The 22,893-nt window shown below is 47.7% G+C and carries 17 protein-coding genes; 12 read left to right on the top strand and 5 right to left on the bottom strand.

The annotated features are described in order from the left end of the window. Nucleotides 1-25 precede the first annotated feature (25 nt). Entirely contained in the window at nucleotides 26-1,645 is a 1,620-nt protein-coding gene (ushA, locus tag PRUTH_RS18195) for a bifunctional UDP-sugar hydrolase/5'-nucleotidase UshA (protein ID WP_151174133.1), read from the top strand. Here the strand turns inward: ushA and PRUTH_RS18190 are convergent. Beyond that, entirely contained in the window at nucleotides 1,632-2,621 is a 990-nt protein-coding gene (locus tag PRUTH_RS18190; RefSeq protein WP_151174132.1) for a hypothetical protein, read from the bottom strand. The two genes, ushA and PRUTH_RS18190, sit on opposite strands and share 14 nt — an antisense overlap. Beyond that, nucleotides 2,618-3,265: a PhnD/SsuA/transferrin family substrate-binding protein gene (locus tag PRUTH_RS18185; protein WP_235045741.1), complete on the bottom strand. Its 648-nt coding sequence runs from the start codon at nucleotides 3,263-3,265 to the stop codon at nucleotides 2,618-2,620. The genes PRUTH_RS18190 and PRUTH_RS18185 overlap by 4 nt, the downstream gene beginning before the upstream one ends. A 455-nt stretch (nucleotides 3,266-3,720) precedes the next feature. Between PRUTH_RS18185 and PRUTH_RS18180 the strand changes: the two genes are divergently transcribed. The 3 genes from PRUTH_RS18180 to PRUTH_RS18170 all read left to right on the top strand — a co-directional run bounded on the left by PRUTH_RS18180 (nucleotide 3,721) and on the right by PRUTH_RS18170 (nucleotide 11,500). Continuing rightward, nucleotides 3,721-4,545 (top strand): S1/P1 nuclease, encoded by an 825-nt coding sequence (locus tag PRUTH_RS18180; RefSeq protein ID WP_151174130.1) that lies wholly within the window; start codon nucleotides 3,721-3,723, stop codon nucleotides 4,543-4,545. A 78-nt stretch (nucleotides 4,546-4,623) separates the two neighbouring features. Continuing rightward, on the top strand, nucleotides 4,624-7,836 hold the full coding sequence (locus PRUTH_RS18175; protein ID WP_151174129.1) for a TonB-dependent receptor: 3,213 nt from the start codon (nucleotides 4,624-4,626) through the stop codon (nucleotides 7,834-7,836). Between the two features lie 532 nt (nucleotides 7,837-8,368). Next, nucleotides 8,369-11,500: an outer membrane beta-barrel protein gene (locus tag PRUTH_RS18170; RefSeq protein WP_138508325.1), complete on the top strand. Its 3,132-nt coding sequence runs from the start codon at nucleotides 8,369-8,371 to the stop codon at nucleotides 11,498-11,500. A 48-nt stretch (nucleotides 11,501-11,548) separates the two neighbouring features. Here PRUTH_RS18170 and PRUTH_RS18165 read toward each other — a convergent pair whose 3' ends face one another. Further along, nucleotides 11,549-11,995 carry a MarR family winged helix-turn-helix transcriptional regulator gene (locus PRUTH_RS18165; RefSeq protein ID WP_151174128.1) on the bottom strand — a complete coding sequence of 149 codons (447 nt, stop codon included), beginning with the start codon at nucleotides 11,993-11,995 and terminating at the stop codon, nucleotides 11,549-11,551. 103 nt (nucleotides 11,996-12,098) lie between these two features. On the opposite strand from PRUTH_RS18165, the gene hmgA reads away from it, so the two are divergent. From hmgA to PRUTH_RS18150, 3 genes are all read left to right on the top strand, one after another. Then, on the top strand, nucleotides 12,099-13,400 hold the full coding sequence (hmgA, locus tag PRUTH_RS18160) for a homogentisate 1,2-dioxygenase (protein ID WP_151174127.1): 1,302 nt from the start codon (nucleotides 12,099-12,101) through the stop codon (nucleotides 13,398-13,400). Further along, nucleotides 13,400-14,026, top strand: coding sequence for a maleylacetoacetate isomerase (maiA, locus tag PRUTH_RS18155; protein WP_151174126.1), 627 nt, complete (start codon nucleotides 13,400-13,402; stop codon nucleotides 14,024-14,026). Before hmgA ends, maiA begins: the two co-directional genes overlap by 1 nt. Before the next feature lie 72 nt (nucleotides 14,027-14,098). After that, complete coding sequence (locus PRUTH_RS18150) at nucleotides 14,099-14,386, top strand: DUF1496 domain-containing protein (protein WP_151174125.1); 288 nt, start codon at nucleotides 14,099-14,101, stop codon at nucleotides 14,384-14,386. Between the two features lie 54 nt (nucleotides 14,387-14,440). Here PRUTH_RS18150 and PRUTH_RS18145 read toward each other — a convergent pair whose 3' ends face one another. Further along, on the bottom strand, nucleotides 14,441-16,075 hold the full coding sequence (locus PRUTH_RS18145; protein ID WP_022945211.1) for a diacylglycerol kinase family protein: 1,635 nt from the start codon (nucleotides 16,073-16,075) through the stop codon (nucleotides 14,441-14,443). Nucleotides 16,076-16,302: 227 nt separating this feature from the next. On the opposite strand from PRUTH_RS18145, the gene PRUTH_RS18140 reads away from it, so the two are divergent. The 5 genes from PRUTH_RS18140 to PRUTH_RS18120 all read left to right on the top strand — a co-directional run bounded on the left by PRUTH_RS18140 (nucleotide 16,303) and on the right by PRUTH_RS18120 (nucleotide 20,878). Further along, nucleotides 16,303-16,821 carry an RNA polymerase sigma factor gene (locus PRUTH_RS18140; protein WP_151174124.1) on the top strand — a complete coding sequence of 173 codons (519 nt, stop codon included), beginning with the start codon at nucleotides 16,303-16,305 and terminating at the stop codon, nucleotides 16,819-16,821. Continuing rightward, nucleotides 16,818-17,528, top strand: a complete 711-nt coding sequence (locus tag PRUTH_RS18135; RefSeq protein ID WP_151174123.1) for an anti-sigma factor — start codon at nucleotides 16,818-16,820, stop codon at nucleotides 17,526-17,528. The genes PRUTH_RS18140 and PRUTH_RS18135 overlap by 4 nt, the downstream gene beginning before the upstream one ends. A 159-nt stretch (nucleotides 17,529-17,687) precedes the next feature. Beyond that, nucleotides 17,688-19,286 (top strand): DUF4331 domain-containing protein, encoded by a 1,599-nt coding sequence (locus PRUTH_RS18130; protein WP_151174122.1) that lies wholly within the window; start codon nucleotides 17,688-17,690, stop codon nucleotides 19,284-19,286. A gap of 15 nt (nucleotides 19,287-19,301) precedes the next feature. Further along, nucleotides 19,302-19,820 carry an Ig-like domain-containing protein gene (locus PRUTH_RS18125; RefSeq protein WP_151174121.1) on the top strand — a complete coding sequence of 173 codons (519 nt, stop codon included), beginning with the start codon at nucleotides 19,302-19,304 and terminating at the stop codon, nucleotides 19,818-19,820. Between the two features lie 59 nt (nucleotides 19,821-19,879). Continuing rightward, the gene (locus PRUTH_RS18120) at nucleotides 19,880-20,878 is read left to right on the top strand and encodes a hypothetical protein (RefSeq protein ID WP_151174120.1); all 999 of its coding nucleotides are present in this window, start codon (nucleotides 19,880-19,882) and stop codon (nucleotides 20,876-20,878) included. Here the strand turns inward: PRUTH_RS18120 and PRUTH_RS18115 are convergent. Next, nucleotides 20,871-22,841 (bottom strand): methyl-accepting chemotaxis protein, encoded by a 1,971-nt coding sequence (locus PRUTH_RS18115; RefSeq protein ID WP_151174119.1) that lies wholly within the window; start codon nucleotides 22,839-22,841, stop codon nucleotides 20,871-20,873. The genes PRUTH_RS18120 and PRUTH_RS18115 overlap by 8 nt on opposite strands. Nucleotides 22,842-22,893: the final 52 nt, after the last annotated feature.

The raw sequence follows: 22,893 nt of genomic DNA, 5'->3' as shown, positions 1-22,893 counted from the left end.
CGATAATCGCCGATAGGAATCCCCTGTGCGCCTAATTACTCTTTCAGTGCTTACACTGCTCAGTGCATGCTCTGCCTCCACGCCGACACCCGAGTCACACTCTGACTCCGCACAAGCGCACTATATTAGTGTGTTTCATACTAACGATCACCATGGCCGCTTTTGGCATAACGATAAAGGTGAATACGGTATGGCCGCGCGCGCAACATTACTAAAACAGTTGCGCGCACAAGCTAAACAACGAGGCGATACCGTGCTGTTGCTCTCAGGGGGAGATATCAATACTGGTATTCCTGAGTCTGACTTACAACATGCGGAACCTGATTTTAAAGCCATGACTCTGCTAGGCTACGATGCCATGGCCATTGGCAATCATGAGTTTGATAACCCATTAGCGGTATTAGACAAGCAGCAACGTTGGGCCGACTTTCCGTTGCTGAGCGCTAATATTATCGATAAACGCAATGGCGAGCCTGCTTACACTCCTTATACGCTGTTACAAAGAGATAATCTAAAGATCGCTATTTTAGGCCTGACCACCACCGACACCGCGAAGATTGCGAACCCTGATTTTATCGGTAATTTTGATTTTATTGAGCCCGCAACCGCGACCAAAAACATGCTTCCTAAAATTGAGCGCCGCAACCCTGATATCGTTATTGCCGTCACGCACATGGGTCACTACAGTAATGCTCAACACGGCATTAACGCCCCCGGCGATGTAACCTTGGCTCGCAACTTACCCAAAGGCGCCGTAGATATGATCATCGGTGGCCACTCCCAAGAACCAGTGTGCATGGCGGCAAAGAACAGCAACAATGATGGTTACCGCCCAGGCATGCCCTGCCAGCCAGATAATCAAAACGGTATTTGGATCATGCAAGCCCATGAATGGGGCAAGTATGTGGGTCATGCTCGATTTAAACTGCTAGGTGAAGAGCTGACTCTTGAAAGCTATGAGCTGATCCCAGTAAACCTTAAAGACGCGACCGGTGAATGGGTCGGTGATTACATCAACAAAGACCAAGAAATGCTCGACTTTTTAACTCCTTACCAGCAAAAAGGCCAAGAAAAGTTAAGCGTGACTTTAGGGCATACCGAAGTTCACCTTCAAGGCGACAGAAACAAAGTTCGCTTTGGACAGACGAATTTAGGACAGCTGATCACCCAAGCACAAATGAATCATGTCGATGCTGATTTTGCAGTCATTAGTGGCGGCGGTATTCGTGACTCAATCAGCCAAGGAGATATCGATTACAAAGATATTCTTCGTGTACACCCGTTTAAAAACCGCATTGGCTACATTGAGTTTAGTGGTCGTGAGACTTTTGCATACATCAGTAAAGTCGCATCATACCCTGTCGATTCTGGCGCCTATGCCCACTTCAACCAAGTAGCACCGGTGTGCGAGGGGGATAAATTGGTATCAGTGCGCATTGACGGTCAGCCGTTAGAGCTAGATAAGACCTATCGTATGAGTATCAATAGCTACAATGCGGCAGGTGGCGATGGCTATCCGCGTTTAAACACCGACACCCGCTTCGTAGACACTGGCGACTCGGATGCCAGCATTTTGAGCGAGTATGTAAGCAAGCACAGCCCAATTAAGGCAATTAACGCGCCTCATCCGGTTACTTGCCAATAACCTCAAAATCATCGCCATTGACGGCCCTAAGCCCATAGTGATGGACACGCGAGCGTGACCCTTCACCATGGGCTTTAGGCGGAAAATAAGGTTCTTTATCTTGCGAGTCTGCTGCAAACACTTCATCCAGTGCAGCACGAATTTCACTTAGCGTTTTCTCTAAACTATTGCCAAAGTTGGGGCGCTTTCTAATCGTGTGTCCTAAATCGATAAGGCGGCTAAAATACTTGTGGGCCAAATCCAGTAGCTCCTGTGGCACCTCTTTATTTTGATTTAACGTCACCTCAGGGTATTCAATGCCAAACTCCAACAGCGCCAGATAAAAACAAAGGGGTTTGTTCGCCAATTGCACCTGCCTGCCTTGCTCACCATAGCGTAGGCTTTTATCTGCTAAATCAATAAGTAGGCGCTTGCGCTCGAGTATCGGCGTACCCGCTTCTCGCGCTTTATCTAATTTGCTTTGGAGGGTTTTAAACCATGCTCGCATGGCGACAGACAGCAGCAGCACGATGAGTAAAGGCCAAGGGCTCAATAGCTGGGCTAGAGGCATCACCGCTGGTGACAGCGTCACGGTGAACGTCTCCCCACCTGTGCGAACGAGGTTGAAGCTCTCAAGATTGCTTGTCTCATTACCGAGCGTTATACCCGCTATTGCATGCACTTGAATTGCGTAACCTTGTGATGCGAGGTGAGTGTTGAGCTGCTTAAGATAGTGCACCACGCGTTTGCGGTCGCCCGGTACCTCCAACAACCTATTGGGTAGTCCAATGTATTGAGCATCCAGGGCCATCCGTGTTTTGACATGGGCTATCGCTTGTTGCTGTTGATGATGCCAGCTATTCAATGCCCCCACTGCGTAACTGCAGTAAGCGATAATCATAGCCAAGCATGCAAATAAAACCGTGGCGATATTGGCATTAAAGCGCCGAACCCAGCTGTGCACATGCTTCAGCAATGCAACTTTAATCGCTCTCACAGCGGCTCTCCTTGAAATGTTGCGGGTGCTGAATCACTGCACTGCCAATAAGGTTTTGCTTGTTTAAAGTATTGTGCCGATTGCTCTTCTGCTTGGCTTAAAATAGCGCCCTGAATAGCGCAGGCTAAATCAGGGTTGTCACTGGCTTGGCGTAAAAACCAATGGCTACCACTGATATTGTCACTGATTGCGGTTATATAGTTTGCAGAAAAACGCTCGTTATCTGCTTGTTGCCAATAAGAGCTAATGATATCCACTTCACCTAGCGCTAACTTATCTCGCAACGCACTGTGCGAGTTCACAAAAGTGATATTCAGGCTATTCATATTAATATCCAGCTCCTTGAACACCTGCTTGGGCATGATGTGACCGGAGCGACTGGTGGGATATTCAATTAAGCCAATGCGCTTATCAAGAAAGTAGCTTTTCTCTAAGCGTGGCTTTTCTTTACTCGCAATAAAGTAGGCCGTGTATGACGGATAACCGACTAGCGGTGAGTAGCCATAGGTTTCGTGAGCGGTAAAGGCACTGAAGAGGTTTTCCTTGGCAAGGATTAAATCCGCTAAACCTTTTCCCAGCACATTCACCTCAAACTCAGAAGAGCCTCCCCAAAAAGCTTGGACAGCGCCGTATTGCTTAGACACAGTGGTGTCCTTACATAGCGATTGAGCCAATCGTTTGACGACATTTTCGCTTGGGGCAAACAACGTAAGCTGCGTTTTATTTTCCGGCTGGGTGGTATTACAACTGTAGTGAGTCGCTATAACATTACCCAGTTGCGTAGTTGCCAAGGTAAAACGCATTGTTCCGATAAGGTAACTAGTTAACGCCAGTACCATTAATGTAACCAGGATAAGCGCAGTGTCACGTCTGTTAAATATGCTTGTCACGGGCTTTTGTGCTGCTTTTATTGAATTCAATTACTATTTCAACAATTATAATTACTTATTGCAATAGGTAATTTTATTTATAAACCATAAGCATTTGTTTTATATACTTTATTAACAAGTAATTATGAATCCCATCAAGTCCTGTTTTTTCGCTTAAAAATCCGGACAATTTGCCTTCACTTAAGCAAGCCAGTAACGTGACAACAACAATGAGTTTACAGTTCAATTATACGCATCTGAGCAAATTGACGCTTATTTGCACCCTCGCTTTTGTTAGTTTTTTCGCAACGAAAGTGAGCGCTTGGGGCGCCAACGGTCATCGTATTGTAGGAGCCATTGCTGAGCACCATTTGGATGCTGATGTGAAGCAACAGGTGTCTAACATTTTAGCGGGCCACAGTATGGCCAGAGTCAGTACTTGGGCTGATGAAATGCGCTCTTCCCCCGATACATTCTGGCAAAAGCAGGCCAGCCCTTGGCATTACATCAATATCGACTCCGTTGAGGAATTTACGCACCAGCACTTCTCAGCAAAAGAACACAAGCATGATGTAAAAGACGCATATACAGCCATCCTAACGGCTATGAAGGCACTGCGCTCGCCAAAAACAAGCCAACAACAACAGCAATTCTATTTGCGTTTTTTAATTCATATTGTTGGCGATATTCACCAACCTATGCATGTCGGTAATGCCGAGGACCGAGGCGGTAACCGCATCGATGTCACCTTCTTTCGTGAGCAAACCAATTTACATCGTTTATGGGATACCAACCTTGTTGAGAGCCAAAAGCTGTCATATTCCGAATACGCAGACTTCCTATGCTGCGTTGATATCAAGGCAATCAATAAAGACCTGGATATTAAAAAGTGGCTCATTGAGTCTCACCACTTAGCGCAAGACATTTACGCCAATACCGGTGAGCAAGTCAGCTACGACTACTTATTTACCTATCGTCCAGTGATGGAGCAACAACTGCAGCGTGCGGGTGTACGCCTAGCAGCCGTGCTTAACGCGCTATACGGACAACAATAGACCGAATTAATAACAATAAAAATATTCACTCGATTACACACTGTTTAACCAATGAAACAAAACACGGGAAACAACATAATGAAAAACGTTCGCTTAACGAAAGTGGCCGGCGCGCTCGTACTCGCTTTAGGCGTGTCAGCAAACGCTTTCGCAGCCGATACTTCATCATCAATGCGCGGTAAGATCACCACGCCTAAAGGCGATGCTGCACCTAACGTGCAAATCTCAGTGATTCACGAGCCTACCGGCACGGTGAGCACCTTTACGACTAACGATTCTGGCGCGTTCATCGCCAAGGGTTTGCGTGTAGGTGGTCCATACCGCATCCTCATTGACTCAGATAAATACAGTGATGCAGAGCTGGAGAACATCTACCTTGAACTAGGTGAAACTCGCCGCGTCACTTCTCAGCTTGAGCCTATCAACGTAGAGCGTATCGAAGTATCAGGCTACCGTATTTTGCAAAAAGCAGGCGGTTCAAGCAGCGTATTTGGCCAAGACACAATTGCTAACACTCCGAGCTTTAATAACGATATCAAAGACATTGCTCGTTTGAATCCGTTAGCAAGCATTAATGGTAGCGGCGAGCTAACCATTGCCGGTAGCAACCCAAGAAGTAACAGCTTAACCGTTGACGGCATCGGTCAAAATGACGATTTCGGCTTAAACTATGGCGGTTACCCTACTGAGCAGCCACCTGTTGCACTTGACGCTATTGAACAAGTGTCAGTAGATACCTCACCGTTTTCAGCGAAAAAAGGTAACTTTGGCGGTGGTGTTATCAATGCGGTGACTAAATCGGGAAGCAATGAGTTTGAATTCACCGGTTTCTATGAATTCACTAACCCAAGTCTTGCTGGAGAAGTAGAGAGTATTTCTCAGGTATACGCAGATGGAAGACCAGTACTCGACGAGGATGGTCGCCGCACCTTCGAAACAACCAAGACAGACCCTATTCAATCTGAAAAGCGTTTCGGGATCAGCACCGGTGGCGCCATCATCGAAGACGAATTATTCTTCTTTGTTAACTACAACAGCTGGGCCAGTGAACTGGAAATGGACTATGGTTTTGAAGGCTCAGGTGCAACGCACGAGTACGATACCTCAGAGCAAAACTTTAATGAGTTCCTTTCTGTATTAGACAGCACCTACGGTCTGAGCGATGAGCTTGGTGGTGACCCGGAAGATACCAACGACAGCTTACTGGTAAAACTAAGCTGGAACGTGGCTGAAGATCACCGCGCTGATTTCACCTACCAATGGCAAGATGACGCCGACGAGCGAAACTACGGTACCGGTGGCGACACAGTAATGTTGGCATCAAGCCGTTATACCTACGAAACCAAGTTTAACAACTTTGCTGCTAAGCTATACTCAGATTGGTCAGGTAATCTCTCGACCGAAATTGGTATTGCCTATAAAGATGTCAGTAGCGACAGCCTCACCAACTCAAGCATTGGTAGCGTTAAGGTAGAAGAATACTATCGCGGCCCTGCCTACCAGTTTGGCACCGATGAATATCGTCATAAAAACCAATCGGAAACGGAAAACCTCACCCTGACCTTCGATGGTACTTACTTCTGGGGTGACCACGAAATCAATTTTGGTGCTCAGTACGAGTCACTGCGCCTATACAACCTATTTGCAGCAGGTTCATTAGGTGTGTGGGAATTTGATAGCCTAGAAGGTTTCCAAAACCGCGAAGTGGGTAACTACAACGGTAACTACGACTTCGATTATAGCAATGCCTACACTAATAACGCGGATGACACGGCTTATGATGCACGCCGTAATCAATTTGCAGTGTATGTTGAAGACAAATTCTATCCAACTGATGAGTTGGAACTTACCGTCGGTCTTCGTTATGAGCGCTTATCATCAGATGATAAACCCACGCTAAACGAAAACTTCCTAGCCACTTATGGGTACTCAAACCAAGAGAACCTTGATGGTTTAGACATCATTCTGCCGCGCGTTGGCTTTAAATACTACGCGTCCGAGAACCTCACCATCAATGGTGGCGTAGGTCGCTTCCAAGGCGGTATTCCAAACGTTTGGTATAACAATCCATACCAAAATGATGGTCTAACTTATGTAGCAGCCACGTCGCAAGCGATTGCGGATTACTATTCACAAGACGGTGTTGAAGCGGATATCACCCGAGTACCTGAAGCAATCCAAGCTTCTATGACTCAAGGTGCAGGAAGCACTAACTACACCGACCCTAACTTTGAATTACCGTCTTCAATTCGTGCTCAACTTGGCTTTGAATATGAGTTTGATTCAGAGTTACTAGGTGATGGCTTTAGCTGGACCGGTGAAGCGGTTTATCACAAAAAGGAAAACGAAGCAGTATGGCACAATACCGCTTTGGTTCCAGTGGGTGAATCAGCTGACGGTCGGGTGATTTACGAGAGCCGCTATGAAGGTGACCGTGAAGAAAATTACGACATCATGATGACCAATGCTGATGAAAACGGTCGCTCAGTGATCCTAGCCACGGCACTTGCCAAAGAGTGGGACAACGGTCTGTATGCGTCTGTAAGCTATGCGCACCAAGATATTACTGAAGTAGCGCCTGGTTCATCATCACGCGCGATCAGTAACTATAAGCATGCGCTAGTCGAGAGCCGCAATATTGATACTGTGGGCCGTGGTCACTATGAAGTAGAACACAGCTTTAAAATTAACCTTCGCTACAAGACCGAGTTCTTTGAAGGCTATGAATCACAGTTCAACATGTTCTTCGAGCGTCGTTCGGGTCGTCCTTACAGCCATTCAATGGGCTTCTACAATGATTACGACTTCGGCGATATCGGCAGTGAGTTCCAAAGCCACTCAGCCTACCTAGCCTATATTCCATCTGGCGCTGATGACGCAGCAGTCAACTGGGATGAGTCACAGGTGACGTGGAATGAGCTAGAAACCTTGCTAAACCAAGCTGGCATTTCTGAGCGTGGTGAGATCATCGGCCGTAACACCGGCACACAACCTTGGGTAACCACCATGGATGTAAGCTTCAAGCAAGAGATCCCTGGGTTTGCCGAAGGCCACAAAGGCCAGCTTTACGTGATGGTTGAGAACTTCGCGAACTTACTTAATGATGATTGGGGCGTAGAAAAGCGCCTAAGCTATTCAGACCAAGCAGTCTATGACTTTGGTGGCTTAGATGACGAAGGTCGCATCATCATTGACCGTCGCCACAATGGCTTCGACACTCGTAACTACAACTCTATTTCAAAGAGTTCGTCGGGTTGGCAAGCTAAGATTGGTGTACGCTACACTTTCTAATTAGTTAGAAAATCGCAACCTCAAGCCCACCTCCTCGGTGGGCTTTTTTATACCTAGACTTCCCTCTTCCCTAGGGTTATTGGTGATCATTATACCCCTGACACTCTGGTGTGCTTTTATGCAACCGCCTCATCCGACGATATATACATGCCGCTGCTGGTTAATACTCCAACTTACAGTTTATAAACAAAGTTCAATCTAAAGCGGACAAATGGCCTTTAATTTGCTGAAAAAGAGTGACTAAGCTGGCTATGATGGGTACAATTCACCCACTTTCAACAGCCACTAAGCCAAGCGCATCAGAGTGCGTCGATATACTGGCATCTATGAGTCGATGAACTAGGCTTAGCTGTTAATATATTTAAAGCAAGTAACAATAAGAGTCACGCCGTTGAGTAAGTTAAGGGCTTATTTTTGCAATAAAATGTGCAATTTTAGCTTTTCGCAATACCACGGTAACAATAATAGTTTTTAATATCTTACGATAATTAATGACCGTCTAACTAATGACACTTAAACACGGGAAAACAACATGAAAATGCAACTTAGGAAATCGGCACTGTCGATGGCCATTGCCGCTACTGTGGGCATGTCTTCAGGTGCTTTTGCTAACGAAACCGCATCCTCAGTCAAAGGTCAAATCACTGGACCAAACGGCAACCCGGCTGCAGGCACTGAAGTGACCATTATTCACTTGCCGACAGGCTCTGCAAAGACCGCTGTAGTCAATGATGCTGGCTACTTTAGCGCCAAAGGCTTGCGCGTTGGCGGCCCATACAATGTACTGATCGACTCAGATAAATTTGAAGACCAAGTCGTTGAAAATGTTTATCTATCACTGGGTAAAGAGTACCCAGTAACAGTGCAACTTCAAGCGAAAGGCGATATCGAGCAAATCGTAGTCACCGGCCGTCCTATTAGTTCATTTTCAGGTGGCACCGGCCCGGCCGCGACCTTTACTCAAGCAGATTTAGAATCAGCACCAGCCATTAACCGTGATATTAAAGATATTGTCCGTGCCGACCCACGTATTTATGTGGACGATAGCCGCGATGCGATTCACTGTGGTGGCGCTAACCCGCGCTTTAACAGCCTAACCCTTGATGGCGTTCGTATGAACGACAACTTTGGTTTGAATTCAAATGGTTACCCAACGGTGCGCCAGCCGTTCTCGTTTGATGCGCTAGAGCAAGTCGCCGTTGAAATGGCCCCGTTTGACGTTCAGTACGGCAGCTTTACCTCTTGTAACATCAACGCCGTTACTAAATCTGGTACCAATGAGTTGCACGGTGGCGTATTCTTTGATTACACCAATGACTCGATGAAAGGCGACAGCATCGACGAAATCGATGGCGACATCGACAACGGCAACTACACCGAAAAACGCTACGGCTTTAATGTGGGCATGCCACTGATTGAAGATAAGCTATTCTTGTTCACCTCTTACGAGAAGTTGGAAGGGGTAAAACAGTTCGATTACGGCCCTATCGACAATGGTAATATCAGCCAATCAGATATCGACCGCATTCGTCAAATCACCAGCGATGTTTATAACTACGATATCGGCGGAACGCCAGGCAGCATGCCTATCGAAGATGAAAAGCTGTTGGTAAAACTAGACTGGAACATTAACGAAGATCACCGCGCCAGTGTAGTGTATAACTACAACGATGGTTTTGATCTTTCACAGTCCGATGCTGACAACGACGAATTGGCATTTTCTAGTCACTTCTACGAGCGTGGCGCAGAGTTCTACTCTATCGTCGGTTCACTTTACTCAGACTGGTCGGCCAACTTCTCAACTGAAGTGCGTATCGGCAAGTCAGACCTAGATGCTCGCCAAGAGTCACTTGATGCGGCTAGCGGTTTCGGTGAATTCCAAATCAGCTACGGCCCCAATGACGACACTGTATACATCGGCCCGGATGATTCACGTCAGTCAAACGACCTTAACTGGGATAACCTGACTGCGAAAATCTCAGGTACTTATTACCTTGACCAGCACACTATTACTGCCGGTTATGAGTATGAAGATTTGAACGTGTTCAACCTTTTCGTACAGCACACCGAAGGTGAGTTCCGCTTCGACTCAATCGAAGATTATGAGCAAGGTATCGCTGATCGCGTTTATTATTATAACGCAGCAGGCAGCAACAATCCGAACGACTTAGCGGCAGAATTCTCATACCAAGTGCATACTCTATACGTTCAAGACGAGTATAGTTTCACTGATATCGATGCGACCTTGTTGTTTGGTTTACGCTATGACAAATATCAAAGCGACGACTATCCAAACTTCAATGCGCAATTTGAAAATCGCTATGGCTTCTCTAACCAGCAAAACCTAGATGGCGTCGACTTGTTGCAACCGCGTGTTGGCTTTAACTGGTTCGTAGACGATGCCCTTGAGATTCGCGCTGGTTTCGGTCTTTATTCAGGTGGTAATCCGAACGTATGGGCGTCAAGCGCTTACCAAAACGACGGGGTAACACAAATTCAATTGCGTGCGGATGACGTCGATCTCTTCAATACTGCAATGACCAATGGTGACACTCCGGGTTACGGCGTACCACAGTCACTGTTTGATGAAATCGCGGCAACCACACCGGGCGCAGGTGATTCAGCAACTCACTCAATCGACCCAGACTTTGAAATCCCGTCAGAGTGGAAGTACTCAGTCGGTGCTACGTACACCTTCGAAAATGACTATGTTGTTAACTTAGATGTATTGCACACGCAAAAACAAGATTCAGCGTACCTACAAGACATCGCTTTACGTGATAGCGGCGAGACAACCTTTGACGGTCGTCCAATCTTCGAAAGCATCGAAGGTCGCGATCAAGAGTACATGCTCACCAATGTAGACGGCGATGATGGCGAATCAACCATTATCTCGGCAGCACTAAGCAAGTCATACGATAATGGCATCGACTTCACTGTGGCTTATGCATTTACTGATTCAGAAGATGTAAACCCAATGAATAGCTCAGTGGCGGCATCGAACTACAGTAACTTCGCAACCACCAATCCAGGTATGCCAGGACCGGCCACTTCGGATTACGAAGTACCGCACCGCTTTACGTTGCGCCTTGGCTACACCCAAGAGTTCTTCGATGGTTACGAAACTCGCTTCAACCTACTCGGTCAAGCAAGCGAAGGCTTACCTTACAGCTACGTGTTTGATACCGCAGACAGCCAGTTCGGCGATTTCAACAACTACGGCTATGGTTCACGCCAATTACTGTACGTACCGTTGGAAAACGATCCAAACGTTGTTTATGACATGAGTGCCGAAGATCTCGCTGCATTCAATGCATTCATCGAAGAAGAAGGCTTAAAGCGTGGCTCAGTGACCGATCGTAACTCCGAAAATGCCGAGTGGTATGTGAAGTTTGATCTGAAAGTAACGCAACAGCTGCCTGGCTTCGCAGAAGGCCACAAAGGTGAAGTGTTCTTTGTCATCGACAACCTAACTAACCTGTTGAACGACGACTGGGGCACTTACAAAAAAGGCTCATTCGTAGGCAACCGTATGGTTGATATGAATATCGACAGCAACGGCCGTTATGTTTATACCGGCTTTAACGATGGCAACCAAGACACGTCTGTACAACGCGACGCGTCACTGTGGGAAATGCGCATCGGTGTTCGCTATACGTTCTAATTGCTAGTAAACACGATAATAGAAGGCTCACCTAAGGTGGGCCTTTTTTTATGCCTGACGACTGGCGCTCGCCTCTGCAGCGCGGTTTAATTTCTGCAAACAACCTTTCAGCAAGGCCTGTTCCTTTGCGCTTAGCTCGGTTATTAAGCTCTGTTGCCACTGCAAAGCCCTCGCCTCTAACTCATCCATCAATGACTCGCCCAAAGGCGTTAAACGCACTTGTTTGGCGCGCCTATCCTCCGCACAAGGCTGCACCTCAACCCATAATTGTGCGTGCAAACCATTAATTGCCCGCGATGCCGTTGATTTGTCTAATAGCGCATAGTCGCATAGTTGCCGTGACGTTAGGCCTGATTTTTGTTGTCTCAAATGACACATAATGCGCCATTGGGGAGTTGATAATGAATCTTGATAAACAGAGGCAAAAGCAGCGCTGACTTTGGCCCCAGACAAGGTGAGTAGATAGGGGATGAAGTTATTTAAATCAAATGGCATCGACTTTACACGTAAAATTTATGTTACACCCGCCCTGTGCGTGATGTTTGAAATTACTCTCACATGAGAGTATGTTGGCTAACAATACAACAGGAGCCTACTAATGAGCAAACACACACTGCAATACATGACCGGCTTTGGCAACGAATTTGACACCGAAGCCCTTGCCGATGCCTTGCCAATTGGTCAATTCAGCCCACAGAAGGTCAACTATGGCCTTTACGCTGAACAATTCTCGACAACCGCGTTTACCGCGCCGCGCGCCGACAATCGTCGCTCTTGGCTATATCGTATTCGCCCATCGGTGGTTCAAGGAGATTATCAACCCCTGAACAATGGCTTACTGCGCAGTGCCCCCATCACCGAAGTGCCGACTCCACCGACTATGCTACGTTGGGATCCAATCGATATTCCCGTTGAGCATACCGACTTTATCGATGGTTTGGTGACCATGGCAGCTAATGGTAGCGTCAATGGTCAAGCCGGGATTGGTATTCACGTTTATGTGGCCAATACCTCGATGCATGAGCGTTACTTTTATAACGCCGATGGCGAGATGTTGTTTGTGCCGCAACAAGGCGGCCTGCGGCTGCGTACAGAATGCGGCATCATCGAAATTGTCCCCGGAGAAATCGCGGTGATCCCTCGTGGCATGAAGTTCCTTGTCGAATTAATCGATGGCCCCGTGCGCGGCTATATCTGCGAAAACTATGGCCACCCCTATATTCTTCCTGAGCGCGGACCAGTGGGTGCCAATGGCTATGCCAATGACCGCGACTTCCAATATCCTGTCGCCGCATTTGAAGACAAAGAAGGTGACTTTGAATTGGTGGCCAAATTTAGCGGCCAACTGTATCGAGCAGATATCACCCATTCACCGCTGGATGTGGTGGCTTGGACCGGTAACAGCGCGCCATACAAATATGACCTGTCACGTTTTAATGTCATGAACACGGTCAGTTTCGATCACCCAGATCCATCCATTTTCACGGTATTGACCTCTCCTTCGGGCACCCCAGGAGTGGCCAATGTTGACTTCGTTATTTTCCCTGAGCGATGGATGGTCGCCGAGCACACCTTTAGACCGCCGTATTACCACCGCAATGTCATGAGTGAATTTATGGGTCTGATTAAAGGCACCTATGACGCGAAAGAAGCGGGCTTTGTCCCAGGTGGCTCGAGCCTGCACAATTGCATGTCACCGCACGGCCCAGAAGCCGAAGTGTTCGACAAGGCAAGCCAGGGCGAGCTTGAGCCGGTACGCTATGAAAACACCTTAGCCTTTATGTTTGAGTCCCGCTATATCATTGCTCCCACAGAGTACGCGTTAACTGGCAAAGAGCGCCAAAGCAACTATCTTGATTGCTGGAAAGGGATAAAAAAACACTTTAACGGAGAGAAATAATGAAGCTATACAGTTATTTTCGCTCATCAGCGGCTTATCGCGTGCGCATTGCACTAAATTTAAAGGAGCTGGAGCATGACATTGTACCGGTCAATTTGCTCAAATCCGAGCAGCGTGGTGAGCCCTATCTCAGCAAAAACCCACAAGGCTTGCTACCTGCCATTGAAACCGAGCAAGGCGTACTTAGTCAATCACTGGCTATTTTAGAGTGGTTGGACGAAATAGCCCCGCAGGCGCCGCTGGTTAGTGGTGATGCCTGGGAAAAAGCACAAATTCGCGCGCTGGCGTATGCCATTGCCGTCGATATTCACCCCATCAACAATCTGCGTGTGCTAAAGTATTTAACAGCAGAGCTCAATGTCAGTGATGAGCAGAAAACCAAATGGTATCAAGACTGGATAGTGACCGGCTTCGATAGCCTTGAAAATCAGCTCGGCGAGGGGCCGTTTTGTTTTGGCAGCGCGCCAACACTGGCCGACATCTGCCTGGTTCCTCAAGTGTTTAACGCCCTGCGCTTTAAAGTCGATATGGACCGCTACCCAAAAATCATGGCCATATATAATCACTGCAATACGCTCAAGGCGTTCGCTGATGCAGCGCCGCAGCAACAGGTGGATGCCACCTAAACACGCAAAGCAACAGGTCTCATAATTGTGCCTGTTGCTTTGACATCACGATTACATCTCGGAGAAACCGATATGCGCACAGCGCTTGTGGTATTGATAACACTCATGTTCGCCCCGCAAGGGGCTGCCGATACCAAGAAAACCAAAACACATGTTTGGGTCGATGCGCAGCACACATCGGTGTGTTGGTATGAAGAGCGTCGTTACAGTGAAGGAGCGGTAATTGACATGTTTGGGGCACCGAAAATCTGTGCCCGTAAACACCCAAACCAAGATAACGGCGCGCTTATCTGGCGAGCTGTAGATAAACAGGGCCACCCAGTTTATCCCGAGCAACAAGGCAAAATCCGCGTGCACTAACTAACGCTATAAGGTGATTGAGCCAAATGACCTGGGCCCAATCACTTTGTGCTTTTAAGATGACTCTTCGTTGCGCTGCGGAGCCATTACACGCAATGATGAGGGCTGAATCTCAATGACCAACTCATCTGCCTGACGAGTTTCACCATCTATTACGTAATCAATAGGTTCATTGGCTGTAACACGCACCTTGCGGGCATTGGTATGGTGCGCATTCACATCAAGTTGAGTTTGAGTCACACTGTTAAATGCAAGCTCAGCAATACTAAGTACGTTAACGCTGGAGTCTTTGGCCGGTTCGAGCCAATTGACATCCAATAAACCATCGTCATGCTCAGGTTGCCCTCGCCCTTGCGCTAGCAAAGTAAAAATAGGCGCTGCGTTGGCAATAATCATACTGTTTGTATGCACAGACTGAGGTGCCATATCATCCAATGTTAACTCGTAATCTTTAGCCTTATGCTCGCCAAGTGCTTGCCAGAAGCCTTGCAAATAGGCGAATTGGCCGCTGCTATTTTTGGCGTCGCGATGAGCGCTCTCAATCATTTTTTGCTCAAACCCTAGACCGATGAGTAACAGTGTTAACTCATCATTACAGCGCGCTGTGTCTATGGCCTGAACATCTCCACTGATCAACACATCAAGGGCCTTATCAACCCCAAAGGCTTTAGACTCAATCCCCATAATCACATGCGCTAAGGCGTTGGCCGTGCCCATGGGAATAATACCCAAGACGATATCGCTATTACAGATCACTGAGGCGACTTCGGTGACCGTGCCATCGCCGCCGCAAGCGATTATCATATCAGGATGATCGGCCAACGCTTGCTCGGCTAGCATCGCCGCATTCACCTCCTCTGTGGTGGTTTTCACCGACATATCAAAATAGCCATTGAGGCGTGACATGATCTCGTGCTTTTTTTCACCCCATAACTTACGTCCGGAAACTGGATTAGCAATTAAGCACACTTTATTGCGTACTTCGAGTTCACCACTGCTATGCATTTTCTTCAGGGCCTTGCGCTGGAAACGATTGAGGTTGGCCGTCTCACGGGTCTCCTGAATTCGCGACAACACTTCGTCTAAGTCCGCCTCAGGCTCTTTAGCTAGTAAGTAAGCAGCCATCACTAATACCGAGCGCCCGCGTCCAAGGGCACAGTGTACAACCACATTGCGGTTGCGTTTGCGGTGGTGGTGAATCCAGTTGATGGCTTGGCGCAGTTGCGCGCGGTTTGGCGCCGCATGATCCAACACAGGGATATTCAAATAACTGATGTTTTCACCGATGAGCGACCAGTCCAAACCATCAAACTCGCAGGTAGCGTCTAGTATGGCAGTGACATTTTCATGCTTAAGGGTTTCCACGTCGGAAGGAAACAGTCGGCAGGCGAGAAACAAGCCTGGCTCAACTTCTTGAATAGGCGGCACTTTATCTGTGCGCCGTTGCCAAGAGTTATATAGTTGCGCACCTAATAAGAAAGGAATAAATGCCCACCGAATATACCAAGGAATACTGCCATCTTGACGCTTTCTAAAAATGCGCCCTAAATTGGCGATATAGGCCAAGGAAACCAGTAGTAACGACAGTGCGCTCCAGTAGAAAAAGATTGCGAAATAGGGAATTTTAATAACTACGGCAATGGCACAAAGCGCCACGGCCATCAATAAGTAAGCAACAGCAGCGTACATCAACCACTCCTTGTATAGTGTTATAGTAAAACCATATCACGATCACCAGTAAGCGCAAGCGCTAAAAGCCCCTCTTTAAATACCGATGTGTACCGCTTTAATACAACGAAGTTATTGATGTCGTTGCTAATTATCAACCTAATTAATTGTTAAAATAGTGTTATATGCTAGTCTGGCAAGAGTCTATGCATCCAATTAGACTTATTAATCGTTAAGGGGATAACGTCGTGCAAAAAGAACATCATTTAGCTTGGTTGACAGCGGTGGCGCAAGGTGATCAACGCGCTTTTGAACACCTCTACAAAGACACCAGCGGTCTCATCAACGCTATTTGTCGTAAAATGTTGAATAGCCCAGCCTTAGCTGATGAAGCGCTGCAAGAGGCCTATGTGCGTATCTGGCACAATGCCAGCGATTATCAAACAGATAAGGGAGAAGTGCTCAGTTGGATGGTGAGCATTGCGCGATACCGCTGCTTAGACATGCTGCGTTATCAAAAGGTCCGCCAAGAGGAGGAGTGTGAAGAAACTCATGGCAGTGAGCAACCCATCGTGGCTGAAGAAAACTCACAATTGGCGCACTGTATCGAGGCGCTTGCTCCAGAGCAACGTCATGCGATTCATTTAGCTTATTTTCGTGGCTTTAGCCATGGCGAAGTCGTTTCCCATTTGGGCGACCCACTTGGCACAGTTAAAAGCTGGATCCGTCGAGGGTTATCGCAATTAAAGAGGTGCTTAGGAATATGAACTATGACAACCACAACCTCATTGATCATTTAGCTGCCGAGTACGTGCTCGGAACGCTCAAGGGTCCCGCACGTAAACGCTTTGCGCGTTTATTGATGACCTCAGATTATGCGCGCCATGCAACAAATCAGTGGGAGCAGCACCTCAATGCACTGGGTACGCAGTTGCCCCACGATGCGCCCAATCCACAGGTATGGCAAAAGATTCAAGCTCGTATCAACAACACACAGAATGTCACCGCAATCGGCCACGGCAAATCAGTGACTAAAACATCAACGCCTTGGTTCTGGCCAACAATCAGCGCTGCCAGCCTTGCGGCCTGTGTATTGCTCACAATACTGGTGATGTTGCCTTCAGAGCCGGTGGACCAGCGCTTTGTCAGTGATCAGTTTGCGCTTGTAAAAGATCAGCAGCAACAGCCACTTTGGCTTATTGATGCTACCGACAACGCACTGCTGATTAAAGCAAATGAGCAGCTAAAAGCGAGACAAGATAAAGACTACGAGCTTTGGATGATAGTAAAAACACAAGAAGCGCCAATTTCCTTAGGTTTGTTACCCAAATCAGGGCAGGCATCGCTCCCTATCCCCAAAGACTTCGCCGATGGCAATATCAACCTGCTCGCTGTCAGCTTAGAGCCACTTGGAGGCTCTCCCACTGGCACGCCCACCGAAGTGCTATATACGGCTGAGTTAGTCGATATTTAATGCAAACCATGTTTTTAGGGCCCGCACGGGCCCTTTTTTATGCGCCTAATCAATTGAAAATATAAAGTTTTTAAAAAAGTTTTAGCTTTTTTAATTTTTTTGCATCCAAAGTCCTTTTTGCCCCGTTACGGCTATGAACTCAGCAAAAAGGAGAATCCCATGCGGACTCATGCTAAACACTTATCACTTTCTATCGTCGCCGGTGCTCTCGGTATTCTTAGTGCCCTTCCCGCTCATGCCTCAAGTCATCGAGAAGCGCCTAATATCGCGCGAATGCCTACGGTCGATTCCACCGACTTTTATGCCTTCAATAGTTACGAGGCGCAACGGGGTGGCTATGTAACCGTTATTGCTAACTACATTCCGCTCCAAGACCCCTATGGTGGTCCCAATTACTTCGCTATGCACCCAGATGCCAAATACGCCATTCACATCGACAATGATGGCGACGCCATCGAGGATTTAACCTATGTCTTCGATTTTAGTTCGGCACTCGCCGGTGGCGATGGCATTGCACTCAATGTGGGTCCTGAGGGCAATACGAAAAGTATCGCCGTCCCGCTAAAAAACGTGGGGCCAATCAGCGCCAGCGATCAAAGCGCAGCTAACTTCTCTGAAAGCTATACCCTAAGTGTCGTGCAAGGCCCAATGGCCTCAGGTACAGGCACCCTCGTGACTAACCCAATGACCAGCACAGAAAATTTTGCCAAGCCATTGGATTATATCGGTAATAAAACGTTTACCAGCCCTGCTGCCTATCAGCAATACAGTGACCAATTTGTCTATGAAGTGGCTCTACCTAATTGTGGCTCACCGGCAAAAGTGTTTGTTGGTCAACGCAAAGACCCCTTTGTCGTCAACCTTGGCAAAACCTTTGATTTGGTCAACTATGTGCCCGTAGAAGGCGATAGTGCACCGGGTGCCAATGACGGTGAAGGATTCCCAGGTGGTATTACTCAGGACACCGCTAATGACGACTTAGCAACCAAAAACGTGACCGCTTTAGCGCTCGAATTACCTAAAGAGTGTGTTACCGGTGAAGGCAACGGCACCATTGGTACATGGACTACAGCGTGGATGCCACAAGCGCGTATTCTTAATCCGCGAGCAAATTTTGCCAAGCCTGCAGTCAATGGCGGAGCATTAGTGCAGGTTTCACGTCTTGGTAACCCTCTGGTTAATGAGCTGGTCATTGGCCTAAAAGATAAAGACACCTTCTCCAGTGCTCATCCAAAAGATGATGGTCAATTTGCTGACTATGTGACCCACCCTAGCTTACCAGAGCTACTCAATATTCTTTTCAAAGATGCAGTCAACCAAACACTAGGCACTAATATTGAAACCTTGGCACCAACTAACTTTCCGCGCATCGATTTGGTTACTGCCTTCCTAACCGGGTTTGAGGGCGTTAACCAGTTAGCAACCGTGACACCTTCTGAGATGTTACGCCTAAATACTGCGATTACAGCCACACCACAAAAGCAGCAGTCTACCTTTGGTGTTGTTGGCGATGATTTAGCGGGTTTCCCCAATGGCCGTCGCCCTGGTGATGATGTTGTCGATATCGCCTTACGCGTAGTGATGGGCCGTTTATGTTACCCCATCCCCGTTGCCGGTAACGACACTGATTTAGGACTTTGCAGCTCTGACGATGCAAGCGTTGGTAATGTCCCGTTCACCGATGGCGCGCCCATTAGTGCACAGGACACCAACGCACAATTTCCTTATTTAGCGACCCCGTTACCGGGTTCGCAGTAATAAGAGGTGATCATCATGCGTAACTTAATCCAATTAGCAGTTGCTACCACCCTAGCGCTGACTCTCAGTGGTTGTGGCAGCGATAACGATGGCACAGACAAAAAGCAGCCAATGCCAAGCAATAGCGCGCCCAGTGTCGCGGATGCAAGCTTTACGACGCAAGCTGACACCGAGTTGAACGGAAAACTGCAAGCGTCCGATGCTGATGGTGATACCTTAACTTTCACCTTAGATATGGCGCCGACCAATGGCACTGTCACCGTCAACGCTGATGGCAGTTTCAGCTATCAACCAATGCTTGAGTACACCGGCAGCGATAGCTTTAGTTTTACTGTCGACGATGGCAAGAACATGGCCGTTGCAGCGACAGCGCAAATAACTGTCGACGCTTTACAGGTCAGCTTTTCAAGCTACAGCCGAGCGGCATTTACCGCTGCCAGTGACGCCATGCCGGCCCGTGTAAATGGCCGCATATTTGGCAACGATGTCGACACCACCGAGTTCTATCAAGACTTAGTCGACGCTAGCAATTAGGCAATACGGACCTGCCTTGTTAAACCTAGGCCATGGAAGGCCTTTTTTAAGGAGCTGTTATGAAACTCGCCACCCTTAGCTTTTTATTCGCAGCGACAGTGTCGATGCCCTGCACTGCCCATTTGGAACATATACATGAACCTAAGAGTCAGGAAACACGTCTGAACGACCTTAGTTTCGATGAGTTAGTGGAGCATATCGCTGGCAATAAGTTTGTGACCCCACAGCCATTTACCCATAAAGCACTGAGTAAAGAGTTAGCTAAGCGCACAAGCGATGAGCGACCTATCAGTCATTTTTGGCGCGCCAGCATGTTGCAACGTGCCCACCACTTTCAGCCTGCTTTAAGTACACTTGAGCATTACCTAACATTACGACCTAGCGATGCGAATGCGCTACTATTAAAAGCGAATATTGAAACCGTACTTGGCTCTTTTGATAAGGCGCTTGCGACCTGTTTATCACTGGCCGCTAAGCACAGTGTTGATTTGGCCATGGTGTGCACCCTTGATGTAAAAATGCAAAGTGAACCTCTGCAGCCAATTATTACTCGCCTTGCTCACTCGCCGCTGCGCGAGGGCAACTCTGAACTGACTTATTTTACGCAAGAGCTCTTTGCCACCGCGCTTTATTTTGATGGCCAATACCTGGCAGCAAAACAAGCACTCCCCCCCATGATGGGCGCAAAACTTAGTTCCAGCACTTGGCTACTTTTTGCCGATACACTCATGGCGCTGGGTCAAGCACAGCAGTTTGTTGAGCAGTTTTCTCGCCTTAATTTGAACATCGACGACATTCCCGATGCCTTAATTGTGCGCCTAGCACATGCGGCTCCAAAACAGTGGCTCGCTAGTGCGCAACAACGCATGGCTCACCGACTTGCGGATGATGCCAATAACTATGCCGATGCTCTGGCCTATTATTTCTACCATGTCGTCGATGATCCCATCACTGCGCTGCACTGGGCCAAACAACAAACCCATATCAGTGCATTGAAGGTCGACACAATGTTATATGAGCAAATTCAAAGCGAGCTGCGTGCGCAAACCATTAATTAAGCTTGAAGCGCCCGCTACTGGTTTGCAACTCATAGGCTAGACGTTGAAGTTCCTCGCTGGCCGCTTTAACCTGTTCAGCAGTAGCGACATTATCGTTGGCAGCATCATTAATGCGCGTCATACTTTTAGAGATATCTTGAGCGGTGTAGCTCTGCTCATTGGCGGCCGTGGCGATCACCTCAACATGGCCTGCCACTGTTTTCAACTGCTCTAGTGTTTGCTGCAGTGCTTGCGTGCTTTTGATAGATTTATCAGCTGTATCACTGGCGTATTGACTGCTTCGAGCCATGGACTCGCGAGCGTGCTTAGCATCCTTTTGTAGCATGCCAATCATCGACTCTATGTCTTTCGTAGAGCTCTGCGTTTTTTGTGCCAGTTGTCTCACTTCATCGGCTACCACGGCAAATCCACGACCCTGATCGCCAGCCCGCGCCGCTTCAATTGCGGCATTTAACGCCAACAAATTTGTTTGCTCAGCAATAGAGTTAATCACATCGAGCACCGACCCGATTTCTTGGCTACGTTCACTCAGGCTATTAATGGTATTCTCACCACGACCAATTTCTTCACATAACTGTTGCAGGGCACCCGAGGTTTGATTAATAGAATCATTAGTTTGTTGCGATGTGCCTTCTAAACCATGCGTTAAATCAGCAACGTTACGAGCACTTTTTGCCACTTCATCAATGGTGGCCGACATCTCTTGCATGGCTGTGGAAATACTAATGATATTTTCCATTTGTGTGCGATTATTCTCCAGCTCTTGTTCGGTACTGGCCGATGTTTGCTCAACTGTAGAGCCCAAGGTATCAACAGTATCGCTGAGCTGACCGACCAACTGCCGCAGATTGGAATTCATCGCTCGCATGGAGTTGTATACATTTTTGCCCTCGCCTCGTGCGCTTAGTTCGCAGCTTAAATCACCATGGGAGATACGCTCACTGATGTCTTGCATTTCCTCAGGCTCGCCGCCAAGAGGGGTGATGATCATTCTTACCACCCACCATGTTGCCAGTAATATTGCCGCAATAACCAAGACCAGCAATACCATCATACTGGATATCAGCTTATCAACGCTACTGAATACCTCTTGTTGATCAATTTCTACCACCATCGCCCAACGCGTGTCGCCAATATCAAGGGGCTCATAAGAACTCAAAACTGGATTACCGTTATAATCGATGATCACTTCGGTGTTACTGCGACCAGCCAAGGCCTCAGTGACCGCTTTGGTTTTAATCCCATTATCAGCAATGGTACCGGCAAAGCTGGCTTTAACTGAACGTCCCTGAGCATCTAAGAACGAGTCTGAACGCATACGATAATCTTGACCAACTAAATAGCTCTCACCACTGCGCCCCATTCCCTCGCGCGTGTTCATGACCTCGTTGATAGCATCAATGGATAACTGCAACGCAAGCACCGCCTGAACTTCACCACCAGCAACAACGGGCGCGCCGACAAACGCAGCGGGGGCGCCGCCGCTGGGTGCATAAGGCTGAAAATCGCTGAATGTGTATTCGCCTGTTTCCATCACTTGACGATACAGTTGGGCAAGCCCCGAGTCACTGTAAGGGCCACTGACAAGATTGCTTTGATAATCCGCCTCTTTAGTGACCGAGTAGCTCACCACCCCTGTGTCATCAATAAGAAATAAATCGTAGTAGCCTCGGCGCTCAATGTAATCAGCGAAGCGGCTCTGGTTTTGGTGCGCACTTCTAACCCAGTCCGACTCACTCATGCGTGCTGACCAATCGTTGGCTGCACTGAGGGTATCCACTTCAATGCGCTCGAAGTACTGTTTAATTTGTAATTTTTTGATAGTTTCGATGGAGCGTAATTGGTTGTAGGCCTGCTCGCGCAGAGCCTCACTGCTGATGTAGCCACTGATCAAAGTGATAACCAGAGCTGGGATCAGTCCCACCAATAAAAAAGCGATAAGTAATCTAAATTTCAAAGGCATAACCGTTCTCCCTCACGCTGCAACTCCCTCAGTATAGTTAAAATAGGGACTG

Source organism: Pseudoalteromonas ruthenica (assembly GCF_008808095.1).
Lineage (GTDB): Bacteria > Pseudomonadota > Gammaproteobacteria > Enterobacterales > Alteromonadaceae > Pseudoalteromonas > Pseudoalteromonas ruthenica.
This window is presented reverse-complemented; position numbering and strand designations above follow the sequence as displayed.

Bases quoted from the DNA above. Each gene is read 5' to 3' on its own strand.
- PRUTH_RS18165 (WP_151174128.1), bottom strand. From the start codon at position 11,995: ATGCCATTTGATTTAAATAACTTCATCCCCTATCTACTCACCTTGTCT.
- PRUTH_RS18175 (WP_151174129.1), top strand. From the start codon at position 4,624: ATGAAAAACGTTCGCTTAACGAAAGTGGCCGGCGCGCTCGTACTCGCT.
- PRUTH_RS18145 (WP_022945211.1), bottom strand. From the start codon at position 16,075: ATGTACGCTGCTGTTGCTTACTTATTGATGGCCGTGGCGCTTTGTGCC.
- maiA (WP_151174126.1), top strand. From the start codon at position 13,400: ATGAAGCTATACAGTTATTTTCGCTCATCAGCGGCTTATCGCGTGCGC.
- PRUTH_RS18170 (WP_138508325.1), top strand. From the start codon at position 8,369: ATGAAAATGCAACTTAGGAAATCGGCACTGTCGATGGCCATTGCCGCT.
- PRUTH_RS18125 (WP_151174121.1), top strand. From the start codon at position 19,302: ATGCGTAACTTAATCCAATTAGCAGTTGCTACCACCCTAGCGCTGACT.
- PRUTH_RS18120 (WP_151174120.1), top strand. From the start codon at position 19,880: ATGAAACTCGCCACCCTTAGCTTTTTATTCGCAGCGACAGTGTCGATG.
- PRUTH_RS18150 (WP_151174125.1), top strand. From the start codon at position 14,099: ATGCGCACAGCGCTTGTGGTATTGATAACACTCATGTTCGCCCCGCAA.
- PRUTH_RS18180 (WP_151174130.1), top strand. From the start codon at position 3,721: ATGAGTTTACAGTTCAATTATACGCATCTGAGCAAATTGACGCTTATT.
- PRUTH_RS18115 (WP_151174119.1), bottom strand. From the start codon at position 22,841: ATGCCTTTGAAATTTAGATTACTTATCGCTTTTTTATTGGTGGGACTG.
- hmgA (WP_151174127.1), top strand. From the start codon at position 12,099: ATGAGCAAACACACACTGCAATACATGACCGGCTTTGGCAACGAATTT.
- PRUTH_RS18130 (WP_151174122.1), top strand. From the start codon at position 17,688: ATGCGGACTCATGCTAAACACTTATCACTTTCTATCGTCGCCGGTGCT.
- PRUTH_RS18135 (WP_151174123.1), top strand. From the start codon at position 16,818: ATGAACTATGACAACCACAACCTCATTGATCATTTAGCTGCCGAGTAC.